We start from the raw sequence: 12446 nt of genomic DNA, 5'->3' as shown, positions 1-12446 counted from the left end.
TGGCAGAGAGCATGCCGTGGTGCCCCTTTGACCTGTCACCGGGTGACAGGTTCTGTAAAGGCCCCTGCTGAAACTTAAGATTGTTCAGCCCCATCATCGGGTTATCCGGTGATGCCATCAGTTCGACGGGGGCGATGCCAGCACTTCCCTGGCTCCGTTGCTGCCCATGGACGACACCACGCCGGCCATCTCCATCGCCTCGACCAGACGCGCCGCGCGATTGTAGCCAATCTTGAAGCGACGCTGGACCGAAGAAATCGATGCCCGACGTGATTCGGTCACATAGGCCACGGCCTCATCATAGAGCGCGTCCTGTTCCGGGTCGTCATTGCCATCGCCTTCGGCTTCAAGCCCTGTCAGCGCATCGGCCGAGACACCGCCGGACAGGATCTCATCGATGTACTCGGGCTCACCACGACGCTTCCAGTCATCGACCACACGATGCACTTCGTCATCGTCCACGAAGGCGCCATGCACGCGCATCGGAATGCCCGCGCCGGCCGGCAGATACAGCATGTCGCCATGCCCGAGCAGATGTTCGGCACCGCCCTGATCAAGAATCGTGCGCGAATCGATCCGCGAGGAGACCTGAAAGGCCATGCGGGTCGGGATGTTGGCCTTGATCAGACCGGTCACCACATCCACCGACGGGCGCTGGGTGGCCAGAATCAGGTGGATGCCGGCAGCACGCGCCTTCTGCGCGATACGGGCGATCAGCTCTTCGACCTTTTTGCCCACGATCATGAACATGTCGGCGAACTCGTCGATCACCACCACGATATAGGGCAGTCTCTCGAGCACCGGCGGCTGCTCATGCATCTCCCAGGGCTGCGGTTCCCACAGCGGATCGGCAATCTGGGCGCCGGCCGCAGAGGCTTCATCGATACGCGCGTTGAAACCGGCCAGATTACGCACGCCCATGGCTGCCATCAGCTTGTAACGACGCTCCATTTCGGCCACGCACCAGCGCAGCGCGTTGGCGGCCTCCTTCATGTCGGTCACCACCGGGGCCAGAAGATGCGGAATGCCGTCGTACACCGACAGCTCCAGCATCTTGGGATCGACCATGATCATGCGCACTTCATCGGGCGTGGCCTTCAAAAGCATCGAGATCAGCATGGCATTGACGCCGACCGACTTGCCCGAGCCCGTGGTACCCGCTACCAGAAGGTGTGGCATCTTGTTCAGATTGGCCACGACCGGGTTGCCGCCGATGTCCTGACCCAGCGCCACCGTGACCGGTGAACTGGCGTCCTGATAGACATCGGAGTCAAAGATTTCCCGCAGCCGGATCATGGCCCGATTGGGATTGGGGATTTCGATGCCGACCGTTGGCCGCCCGGGGATGATCTCGACCACACGCACACTTTTCACCATCAGCGAGCGCGCCAGATCCTTGGCCAGGTTGCTGATCTTGGAGACTTTCACACCGGGTGCCGGCTTGATCTCAAAGCGCGTGATGACAGGGCCGGGCCAGGTATCAACCACCTCGGCCTTGACGCCATATTCACGCAGGCGAACTTCCAGAAGCTCTGCCATGTCCTGAAGCTGTTCGGCCGTGTAGGTCGGCTCGTGAGACGACGGCGGCGTCAGAAGCGACAGCGAGGGCAGCTCGCCCAGCGGCTCACCGTCAGACTCGTGCACGGGACGCTGGGTCTGCATCTGCTGCACGGTCCAGAGTGTCGGGCTGGCGCCGTCTTCGCCATTGGCTTCGGGCTCCGGACGCGGCGCTGGCGCGTCGTGATTCGGAGCGGGAGCGGGGCTGGCACGCTCATCAGCGCGAACCTCATCGCTTTCGTCGTCCCGAACCGGTGGCGCGCTCGGTGCTGAGGTCTCCTGATACGACGATACGGGGGCCGCTTCCGATACCGACTCATTGAAGGTGGCATCCCGAGCATCATCGTCTTCAAAGGTAAGCGTTGAAGCAGACGCGTCACGAGCCGGCGATGGCGTGTCTTCACGCGCGCTCAACGGCGTCGAGAGTTCGGGCTCGTCGTCTTCCCAGCTTAGTACCGGAGGCTCCTGCGCCTGCATGTCATCAACAAGCGGCATTTCACGCTCACGCAGGGATTGCGGCTCTTCCAGCGTCATGTCATCCGGCGTCGGCTCGACGGGTGCCGCAGGTGCCGGCACATCATGCGCCGAAGGGGTATCGACCAGCGGCGCCTGATCGGTACGTGCCTGCGGCTCGCGCTGTTCAGGCGCAGGTGCACTGGGCAAGGCAGGCTCGTCTTCATCATCTTCGGCCAGCCGGGGCTCGGGGATGACCTCCGGAATTCGCCGGCGGGTCACGTCGCTGGCCGAAGTATCGCCACGAGGCGTTTCCATCGGCTGCTGCGGCACCTCGCCAGGCACCGGTGCACTGTCCACGCGGGATTGACCCTCATCGCGCACCGGGGTGGCAGGAACATCCTGATCATCTTCGGGGGCACGAACCAGCGGCTCATCGATCGCCGATGCCGGCATGGAGGTCAACGAATCATCATCGTGAGCCGGCGAAGGGGTCGATGCCACATCGTGTCGCGGCTCATGGCGTTCGGACTCGACCGCCGATGTCCGGGCCTGCCGAGCGCCTTCATCGCTCCAGCGATCGCTGGCGGCAGGCGCCGGATCGACGGGCGCCGGGGTGGCGGGCGCAGAAGTACTCTGCGTCTCACGCGTTACGGCGGTTTTTTCGTAGGGCTGTTCCCAGGGAATGTCATCCTCATCGGTGCGCATTCCGGCCACCGGCTCGTTAAGCGCATCGGTTTCGTCATCATGCGATTTTCGCATCGAAACGGCCGGCTCATCGGGGGCTTCAAAAAACGCGTCATCGTCTTCATGCGCTTTTGTCCGACGTCCGGGCACCAGACGCGCCAACAGCCCGGGGCGTTCGCGGTGGGGGCGTGCGTCCTCGGCATCTGCTCTCAGAGCGGTATCGTCGTCCTCGTCGTCATGGCCGAAATCGAACTCATCCTCTTCCTGAGCGGTAAGGTACGCCTCGCGACGCTCCTGGGCCATTTCGCGACGACGCTCCTGAAGCCTTGAACCGGCACTGCCGATGCTTGCGCCGGCCATGCCCACACGGCGTGCACACCAGCGCACACCACGCCAGATGCCGTTGCCCACTTCATCAATGATGGAAAACCAGGACATGCCGGTCAAAAGCGGCATACCGCAAAGGAAGGCCGCCAGCGACAACAGCGTGGTGCCATGCCTGCCGACCAGTGCAGACAGTGCCGCCGACACACCCTCGCCCACGATGCCGCCCGATCCATAGGGCAGATCGTTGCTGGCATCCTGAAAATGAAGCGCGCCGACGGTGCAGGTGGCCACCATGACCAGCAGCAGCCCGCCACCCCGTACGGCCAGCGCCATGGGGTCCCAGACAATGTGGGCCTCTTTGGCGCGGATCAGCCGCCAGGCCCCCAGCCCGAGCATGCCGGGCGCCCAGAGCGCGCTGGCACCGAACAGCGAATAAAGAACATCAGAAAGCCACGCCCCGACAGGCCCCATCCAGTTGGTCACTGCCTGATCCGGTCCGCTATGGGACCAGCTGGGGTCTGCCGGCATGTAGCTGAAAAGCGCCAGCAGCAGGAAGGCGCAAAGCGCCAGCATGACGATGGCAACCCCTTCCTTGGCAGCGCCCTGGAGTCTGGCACTGAAATGGCGGGCGTTATCCCGGGCTTTTGTCACACGCTGTCGAGAGCGCTGCATGGTGGCGCTTTTACGCGTTGTTCGCGGGCTGGCGCCGCTTTTGCTGCGACGTGTCTTTGCCTGTGACTGCGATTGTCTGGTCTTGCTGGCGCTCAACGGCCATCCCCCCTGCACTCATGCGAGTGTTATGGCTGTACTCTGATGAAGCATTCGAAGGCCTGATAAAGGCATATTGGCAGGGTAATGACCTCGGGTCACACCCTGCCAGAGGCAGGTATCATACCTGGAGATGATGGTACGGCACAGACCCGGCAATTGCAGCCGTGAAATCAGGGAAATATCAGGCCGGCAAATGAAAGACCCGCACGACCTCACTGAGCTTGCGCGCCTGTTCATCCAGATGCCCGGACGCGGCGGCCGACTGCTCGACCAGTGCGGCGTTATGCTGAGTGGTTTCATCCAGCGAGGCCAGTGCACTGCTGACCTGCTCGATGCCTTCAAGCTGCTCTTCGCTGGCGCGACTGATCTCGTTGACAATGACGCCCAGACTTTCCATTCGCGCGGTGATCTCCTCGATCTGCTCGCCGCTTTGCTGGATATGGGCGTTGCCGGTCGTGACTTCCTCGATGGTATGTCGAATCAACTGGCCGATATCGGCAGACGCTTCACTACAGCGCACCGCCAGACGCCGCACTTCATCGGCCACCACGGTAAAACCGCGACCGTGGGCACCGGCACGCGCTGCCTCGACCGAGGCATTGAGCGCCAGAAGATTGGTCTGGAAAGCAATGCCGTCGATGGTGGCAATGATATCGGACATTTTCGAGGCCGTGGCATCCAGGTCCCTGAGGGTGGTCATGGCACGACCCAGGCGCTGCTGACCTTCTCTGGCCGAGGCCACCACCTCCTCTGCCATGCTGTCCCCCTGGCGGGCACGCTCGGTGTTCTGGCGCACGGTGGCTGTCAATTCCTCGATACTGGCCGCTGTCTGCTCAAGACTTGCCGCCTGGCTTTCGGTACGGCGTGACAGGTCCATGTTGCCACTGGCAATTTCGCTTGAGGCGTGGCCAATCCCTTCTACCGACTGACGAACGCGACTGACGATATCGCGCAGACCATCGCTGATACCGTTCATGGCCCCGACCAGCGAGCCGATTTCATCCTTGCGGTGGCTGTCCAGATGCTGCCTGAGATCCCCATTGGCAAGGTGGCCGGCCATGCCCTGCACGCTGGCCAGAGGATGGCTCAGGCTGCGGCGCATCATGAAATAAACCGCCAGCGCCGCTGCAAGCGCCAGCCCCAGCGCGATCAGCAGAAACCGGTTACGGGCCGCGGCAATCTGATCATCGATATCGGCATTGACCGCCGTGGCAGCCACGACCCAGTGCCAGTCAGGATACTGCATGAAATAGGTCGTACGACGAGCGTGTTCAGTGTTGGGCAGTCGATATTCAAACAGCCCGCGCTGCCCCTGAAAGATCGGCGCAAAGGCCGGATTGCCGTCAGCATCAAGCACGTTGTTCAGCGACGTCCCCTCGTGCTCACCGCCGGCCAGGATGCTGCCAGTATCGGCATCAACAATCATGAAGTAGCCGTTTTCGCCGACCCCCAGCGAGCGTACACGTTCCTTGAAGTTTTCCAGATCGGCTGTAATGTCCACACCGATAAAGCTGGCACCGATAACGCGCCCCCCGGCATCATGAATGGGCTCATAGCGGGTGATATAGGGGGTCCCGAACAATGTGGCGATACCTGAATAGACACGGTCTTCCATCAGGGCGCGATAGCTTGCCCCGCTGCGATCAAGCAGGGTACCCACGGCGCGCTCTCCCTGAGCGTCCTTGAGTGAGGTATTGATACGCACAAAATCGTCGCCGGTACGGGCAAAAAGCGTGACCGGTGTGCCGGTGCGCCGGGTAAAGTCATCCACGCGCTGGGTGTCCATGTTGAGCGCACCGCGCTGGTCCATCAGCAGTGGCGTTCGGGTGGACCTGACATTTACGGTCTGGGTCGGATCAAGGACAAAGGGCGGGGCCAGAGCATCGGTCTGAAACAGCTTTAGAAAACGCGCGCTTTGCTGCTGCAGGCTCTGATCGAAAAGCGTAACCGAATCGGTAAACTGTCGGGTCTGCTGCTGCATGCTGTTGGCGCCCTGTTCACGAAGCGCCCGGGCACTGGAAGACGACAGCCCCCAGCTCAGGGCAACAAAGGCCGCAATGGCCGCCAGACCGATAATCAGCGCCAGACGCGAGCCGATGCTCATGCGCCGAAAAAAGTTTCTCATGGTCAACATCCGATAATGTGTTATGTCTTTTCTGGCGGCCAGAACCTGGCAAACCCTTCCGAGAACCAATGTCGGCTGCAACAAACAAAACTTAAGAGGTTTTTAATGGTTTATCGGGCATCCGGAAATGGCGTGTCATGTGGTCAGATCTCGGAGGGTGGCCATGATTGACTGGCTTGCTCCCTACCCTGTTGGTTTCCCCCCTTCGGACAGGGCCCTTGAAACGCCCAACGGGTTGCTGGCGGCAGGGGGCGATCTCACGCCGGAGTGGCTGCTGGCGGCCTATCGGCGCGGCATTTTTCCATGGTTCAATGAAGATGACCCCATTCTCTGGTGGTCACCCGACCCCAGAATGGTGCTGTTCCCCGACGAGCTTCGCATACGTCGCAGCCTGGCCAAGCGGCTTCGCAATTCGGGCATGACGGCGACGTTTGATCAGGCCTTCGAGGCGGTGATCACACAGTGCGCCGAGCAGCGACAGGCGCAGGAAGGCACCTGGATTTCATCCGACATTATCCGGGCCTACGTGACCCTGCATCAGCTGGGTCACGGGCACAGCGTTGAGATATGGGAAGGTGACACGCTGGTAGGCGGGCTTTACGGCATCCTGATGGGGCGCGTATTTTTTGGTGAGTCGATGTTCTCGATACGCCCCGACAGCTCCAAGATTGCGCTGGTACGACTGATGGAATGGCTGGGCGAGCATCACGATCTGGCACTGGTCGACTGCCAGATGCACACGGCACATCTGGCTCGCATGGGCGCTCGCGATATATCACGTGATCGGTTCAATGCCCTGCTTGAGCAGCACATACCCGGTCATTTTCAAGAATCCCTGGTAATGCGCCGATAGTCACTACCGAATCATTAATGTCGCAAGCCCCGGACCACTTTTTTGGACATTGCGCCCGTTGAACAACTCAAGCATGCACTCCCCCCTCCAGGATTTACGGTTTTTCCTGACAGAGCCTCATGACTGCAGTTATCTGGGAGCTCATGAGGCCACAACGCTGTTCATGGATCCTCATATTCCGGTGGACCACGAAATGTACAGCGCCCTGACCCTGATGGGGTTCAGGCGCAGCGGCACGCACCTCTACCGTCCGCACTGTCAGGAGTGCAACGCCTGTGTGTCCGTGCGTGTACCCGTCAATGACTATGCGCCCGACCGTTCGCTCAGGCGTACCGAGCGCGACAATCAGGATCTGGTCGTCATCGAGCGCCCCGCCCTCTTTGATGAAGAGCACTATGCGCTTTACGAGCGCTATATCACTGTACGTCACAGTGATGGCGAGATGTATCCGCCGGCCATCGAGCAGTACCGCGCCTTTTTGAGCACCGCCCATGACTTTTCACGGCTGGTCGAGTTCCGGCTGAACGGCCATCTTCTGGCCGTGGCGGCAGTGGATTTTCTGACCCATGGGCTTTCGGCCATCTACACCTTTTTCGACCCGGATGAGGCCTACCGATCAAGGTCACTGGGAAGCTGGGCGGTTATCTGGCAGATTCGCCGGGCGCAGTCACTGGGGCTTGAGCACGTTTATCTGGGCTACTGGATCAACGAAAGTCAGAAAATGGATTACAAGCAGCGCTTCAAACCGCTGGAATATCTGCAGGGACATCGCTGGCGCCGGAGCATTCCAATCGAACAGATGCATCATTAAAGCGGGGCAGGCGTCCAGCGGCTTTGCGCTTCAGACAGGTATCAGGCAAAATATCGCACGTTCAGTCCGCCATCACCTGCATTGACCGGCCCTGTGGCCAGCAAGAATGCCCTGATGGCGCGCTTATATTACGATTATCGGGGAATACATCATATGGCAAGAGAAGATCATATTGAAATGGAAGGCGTGATTGTCGATACGCTTCCCAACACCATGTTTCGCGTCGAGCTTGAAAACGGCCACGTCGTGACGGCACATATTTCCGGCAAGATGCGCAAGAACTACATCCGCATTCTGACCGGTGACAAGGTCAAGGTAGAGCTGACGCCCTATGATCTGTCCAAGGGTCGTATCGTCTACCGCTCCCGCTAAGGACGCCATGCGTCCTTATCCTGCACGCCCCCTCTTTGTATCCCTCACTGCTTTATGGCGCCCTGCTGGCTTCAGGCCATCCGGCAGGTTCGCACTCGACGGATAGCGCCTGATTCGCCATCCGTTGTCGCGCATAAAAAAACGCCCCGTCCGAAGACAGGGCGTCAGTGACTACCGGCATGGCGTGCCGATCAGGCAACCTGCTCGGCAGCCGCGGAAAGCTGAAGCTCTCCATCCTCCAGCGTGACATGCACTGTCCCACCATGGTCGGCCAGATCGCCGAACAGGATCATCTCGGCCAGAGGCTTTTTGAGCTTCTCCTGAATCAGACGTGCCATGGGACGTGCACCCATTTGCGGGTCGTAGCCATGCTCGGCCAGCCAGCCCCGTGCCTCGTCGTCGACTTCAAGCTGAACACGCTTTTCGTCCAGCTGCGCCTGCAGTTCGACCAGGAACTTGTCGACCACGTTGCGCACCACGTTGGCGTCGAGATGGCTGAACTGGATGATGCTGTCCAGACGGTTGCGAAACTCCGGTGTAAAGGTACGGCGAATCACTTCCATGGCGTCTGTCGAATGATCCTGGGTCTGGAACCCGATGGAGCGACGCGACGCCAGCTCGGCACCGGCATTGGACGTCATCACCAGAATCGCGTTACGGAAATCCGCTTCGCGACCGTTGTTGTCGGTCAGCTTGCCGTGATCCATCACCTGCAACAGCAGGTTGAAGACATCCGGGTGCGCCTTTTCGATCTCATCAAGCAGCAGCACGCAGTGCGGATTCTTGGTCACGGCCTCGGTCAGCAGACCGCCCTGGTCATAGCCGACATAGCCCGGCGGCGCCCCGATCAGGCGAGACACGGTGTGACGCTCCATGTACTCGGACATATCAAAGCGCACCAGCTCGATACCCATGATCTGCGACAGCTGACGCGCCACTTCGGTCTTGCCCACCCCGGTCGGGCCGGCAAACAGGAAGTTGCCCACCGGCTTGTCGGGTGATCCCAGCCCGGCCCGTGAAAGCTTGATGGCCGAGGACAGGCTGTCGATGGCCTCGTCCTGCCCAAAGACCAGCATCTTGAGATTGCGATCCAGATCGGCCAGCAGCTTGCGATCCGAGCTGGACACGCTCTTGGGCGGAATGCGGGCAATGGAGGCCACGATCGATTCGATCTGTTCGACATCGATCTGGGTAAGGCGTGCCTCGACCGGCAACAGCCGCTGATGCGCGCCGGCTTCATCGATAACGTCGATGGCCTTGTCAGGCAGATAGCGATCGTTGATGTAGCGCGACGCCAGTCGTACGGCGGCTTCCATGGCCGCATCGGTGTACTTGAGCTGATGATGCTCCTCGAAGCGACCGCGCAGCCCTTTCAGGATACGGATGGCATCGTCAACCGTGGGCTCGAGTACATCCACTTTCTGGAAACGACGTGCCAGCGCGCGGTCCTTTTCAAAGATGCCGCGAAACTCCTGAAAGGTCGTCGAGCCGATACAGCGCAGCTCGCCCGAAGACAGCATGGGCTTGAGCAGGTTGGAAGCGTCCATGACGCCACCGGAGGCGGCGCCGGCCCCGATAATGGTGTGAATCTCGTCGATGAACAGAATCGAGTTGGGCTCTTTCTTGAGCTCAGCGAGCAGCCCTTTCAGACGCTTCTCGAAATCACCGCGGTATTTGGTCCCCGCCAGCAGGGCGCCCATGTCAAGGGAGTAGACCACGGCGTCGCTGATGACGTCCGGCACATCTTCTTCCACGATGCGCTTGGCAAGCCCTTCGGCGATGGCCGTCTTGCCCACGCCGGCCTCACCCACCAGCAGCGGGTTGTTCTTGCGACGACGTGCCAGAATCTGCACCACACGCTCCAGCTCGTGGTCACGGCCAACCAGCGGGTCGATACGGCCGATCCGGGCCTGCTCGTTCAGGTTGGTCGCATAGCCGGTCAGCGGATGCGATGACGCGTCGCCGGAGGCCTCTTCACTGTCCTCGGACTCGCCGCCACTGTTGTGCTGGCCCTGCTGGTTGTGCCCGGCGACCTTCGCGATGCCGTGAGCGATGTAGTTGACCGCATCGACACGCGCCACGTTCTGCTGCTTGAGAAAGTAGACCGCCTGGCTTTCCTGCTCAGAGAAGATGGCGACCAGCACATTGGCACCGGTGACTTCCGATTTACCGGAAGACTGCACGTGAAATACTGCGCGCTGAAGCACTCGCTGAAAGCCCAGCGTCGGCTGGGTTTCACGGTCGTCCTGATCCTCGGGAATCAGCGGCGTGGTGGTATTGATGAAGTCCTGCAGATCGGTGCGGAGCTTGTCGAGGTTGGCACCGCAGGCGCGCAGGACGTCTGCTGCCGAGGCATTGTCCAGCAATGCCAGCAGCAGATGCTCAACAGTCATGAACTCATGGCGCTTTGACCGCGCCACGGTAAATGCGGTGTTCAGGGTCAATTCAAGTTCTTTGCTCAACATGGCAGTCCCCTCTTGGCCGCTGCAGACAGCTCAGTCTGCCCGGTCGATATCGCACAGCAGTGGATGCTGGCATTCTCGAGCGTATTGATTGACCTGCTGGCTTCTGGTTTCCGCAATATCACGGGTATAGATGCCACAGGTCGCTTTACCCTGAGTATGAACGGCCAGCATGATCTGTACCGCCTTCTCGTGATCCATGGCGAAAAAGGTTTGAAGTACTTCGACGACAAACTCCATGGGCGTGTAGTCGTCATTGTGAAGCACCACCTTGTAAAGCGGCGGTTCTTCAAGCTTTGGGTCGCTCGACTGCTCGGCCACATCCCCCTGCTCCTGATGATCAGGGTCGGAATCGGGTGGTGTCATGCCTGAACGAGTGACCGTATTACGAAAACCGCAGTGAAGTGCCTCACTATCTATCTTGAACATATGTGCCCGGATCGATGAAAACAAGCGGAAAGATGATTGAATGCACTCATCGAGCTAACAGTTTGAGCGCTAACAAGCCTCAGTGTTCCCCTTAAAGATGGTGCTGCCCTGCCGACGATGCAAGCGTGCGGCAATAAAAACAGTATCTCATGCCCACCCGATGAAACGAGAGTCGATAGTCAGCGATCACGCGATACTTCCTTTATCGGCAAACAGCACCGGTAACGTGAATCAAAAAATATCAGGCCGGCATATTGCGTACCACGGCGTCAGCAAAAGCCGAGGTCCCCAGAAGCGTTGCCTGCTCCATGACCTGATGAAAATCTCCTGTCACCTCACCTAGTGCGATCGTTGCCTCCATGCCACTGACAATGCGTGCCGCAGCATCATCCCAGCCGAGATAGCGCAGCATCATTTCAGCCGAAAGAATCAGCGACCCCGGGTTGGCACTGTCGTGGCCGGCAAGTTTCGGTGCCGTCCCGTGGGTTGCCTCGAACATGGCCACGGCGTCGCCGCGATTGGCGCCGGGCGCAATGCCGATCCCGCCCACCTGAGCGGCCAGGGCATCGGAGAGAAAATCACCGTTGAGGTTGAGCGTGGCGATGACATCGAACTGCTCGGGGTGAATCAGCACCTCCTGAAGCATGGCATCGGCAATGACGTCCTTGATGACGATGGTGCTGCCATCGCGAGGGTTTTCCATGGAAAGCCAGGGGCCGCCGTCCAGCGGTGTGGCGCCGAATTCATCATGAGCCACTTCATAGCCCCACTGCTTGAACGCTCCTTCGGTGAATTTCATGATATTGCCCTTGTGCACCAGGGTCACCGACGACCGGCCGTTTTCAATGGCGTAGTGGATTGCCTTGCGCACCAGTCGCTTGCTGCCCTCTTCCGACACCGGCTTGATGCCGATGCCGCACTGCTCGGGAAAACGAATACTGTCGACGCGCATCTCATCGCGCAGAAATCGGATCAGTTTCTGGTTTTCCGCTGACCCTGCCTGCCATTCGATGCCGGCATAGATGTCTTCGGTGTTTTCCCTGAAAATCACCATTTCGATGTTTTGCGGCTGACGTACCGGACTGGGCACGCCCTTGAACCAGCGCACCGGACGCTCACACACGTAAAGGTCCAGCGTCTGGCGAAGCGTCACGTTCAAAGAGCGGATGCCGCCGCCCACGGGTGTGGTTAGCGGCCCCTTGATGGACACCACATGATCCCTGACCGCCTCAAGCGTCTCCTGCGGCAGCCAGTTGTCTTCACCGTAGAGGCGCGTTGCCTTTTCACCGGCGTAAACCTCCATCCACTGAATTTCGCGGCGCCCGCCATAGGCACCCGCCACAGCCGCATCGACCACCTTGCGCATGGCAGGCGTAATGTCTGCCCCGATGCCGTCGCCTTCAATAAAGGGAATGATCGGACGGTCCGGCACCGAGAGGGTAAAATCGTCGTTGACCGAAATCGTCCGGCCGCTGTCGGGAATGCTGATATTGCCGCCTGGCATGGAAAATACTCCGACTTGATGAAAGCACAGGATTCTGTCCTGAGATAATAGCCCCAATATAACATCAAGGGCCTGTCACTGCGTAGAGGTTGTCG

General features: G+C 59.9%; 8 protein-coding genes. 3 read left to right on the top strand and 5 right to left on the bottom strand.

The window, feature by feature from the left end; genetic code table 11:
* Positions 1 to 117: 117 nt before the first annotated feature.
* Positions 118 to 3696, bottom strand: a complete 3579-nt coding sequence (locus ACXMYO_RS02930; RefSeq protein WP_457807767.1) for a DNA translocase FtsK 4TM domain-containing protein — start codon at positions 3694 to 3696, stop codon at positions 118 to 120.
* Positions 3697 to 3976: 280 nt separating this feature from the next.
* Positions 3977 to 5920, bottom strand: a complete 1944-nt coding sequence (locus ACXMYO_RS02925; RefSeq protein ID WP_457807766.1) for a methyl-accepting chemotaxis protein — start codon at positions 5918 to 5920, stop codon at positions 3977 to 3979.
* Between the two features lie 163 nt (positions 5921 to 6083).
* Here ACXMYO_RS02925 and aat point away from each other — a divergent pair, with 163 nt between their 5' ends.
* From aat to infA, 3 genes are all read left to right on the top strand, one after another.
* A complete protein-coding gene (gene aat / locus ACXMYO_RS02920; protein ID WP_438766673.1) occupies positions 6084 to 6773 on the top strand; it encodes a leucyl/phenylalanyl-tRNA--protein transferase in 690 nt (229 codons plus the stop codon).
* Between the two features lie 73 nt (positions 6774 to 6846).
* A complete protein-coding gene (locus ACXMYO_RS02915; protein WP_457807765.1) occupies positions 6847 to 7584 on the top strand; it encodes an arginyltransferase in 738 nt (245 codons plus the stop codon).
* A 153-nt stretch (positions 7585 to 7737) separates the two neighbouring features.
* Positions 7738 to 7956, top strand: a complete 219-nt coding sequence (infA, locus tag ACXMYO_RS02910; RefSeq protein WP_007111068.1) for a translation initiation factor IF-1 — start codon at positions 7738 to 7740, stop codon at positions 7954 to 7956.
* Positions 7957 to 8147: 191 nt separating this feature from the next.
* Here the strand turns inward: infA and clpA are convergent, their stop codons facing one another.
* The 3 genes from clpA to icd form a co-directional block, all read right to left on the bottom strand.
* Positions 8148 to 10421 carry an ATP-dependent Clp protease ATP-binding subunit ClpA gene (gene clpA / locus ACXMYO_RS02905; protein ID WP_438766671.1) on the bottom strand — a complete coding sequence of 758 codons (2274 nt, stop codon included), beginning with the start codon at positions 10419 to 10421 and terminating at the stop codon, positions 8148 to 8150.
* Between the two features lie 30 nt (positions 10422 to 10451).
* Entirely contained in the window at positions 10452 to 10784 is a 333-nt protein-coding gene (gene clpS, locus ACXMYO_RS02900; RefSeq protein WP_438766669.1) for an ATP-dependent Clp protease adapter ClpS, read from the bottom strand.
* A gap of 304 nt (positions 10785 to 11088) precedes the next feature.
* Positions 11089 to 12351: an NADP-dependent isocitrate dehydrogenase gene (icd, locus tag ACXMYO_RS02895; RefSeq protein ID WP_457807764.1), complete on the bottom strand. Its 1263-nt coding sequence runs from the start codon at positions 12349 to 12351 to the stop codon at positions 11089 to 11091.
* Between the last annotated feature and the right edge of the window lie 95 nt (positions 12352 to 12446).

The organism is Kushneria sp. EE4 (assembly GCF_977968315.1).
This window is presented reverse-complemented; position numbering and strand designations above follow the sequence as displayed.

Coding starts and splice junctions, on each gene's coding strand:
- ACXMYO_RS02930 (WP_457807767.1), bottom strand. CDS start 3,696: ATGCAGCGCTCTCGACAGCGTGTGACAAAAGCCCGGGATAACGCCCGC.
- ACXMYO_RS02925 (WP_457807766.1), bottom strand. CDS start 5,920: ATGAGAAACTTTTTTCGGCGCATGAGCATCGGCTCGCGTCTGGCGCTG.
- aat (WP_438766673.1), top strand. CDS start 6,084: ATGATTGACTGGCTTGCTCCCTACCCTGTTGGTTTCCCCCCTTCGGAC.
- ACXMYO_RS02915 (WP_457807765.1), top strand. CDS start 6,847: ATGCACTCCCCCCTCCAGGATTTACGGTTTTTCCTGACAGAGCCTCAT.
- infA (WP_007111068.1), top strand. CDS start 7,738: ATGGCAAGAGAAGATCATATTGAAATGGAAGGCGTGATTGTCGATACG.
- clpA (WP_438766671.1), bottom strand. CDS start 10,421: ATGTTGAGCAAAGAACTTGAATTGACCCTGAACACCGCATTTACCGTG.
- clpS (WP_438766669.1), bottom strand. CDS start 10,784: ATGACACCACCCGATTCCGACCCTGATCATCAGGAGCAGGGGGATGTG.
- icd (WP_457807764.1), bottom strand. CDS start 12,351: ATGCCAGGCGGCAATATCAGCATTCCCGACAGCGGCCGGACGATTTCG.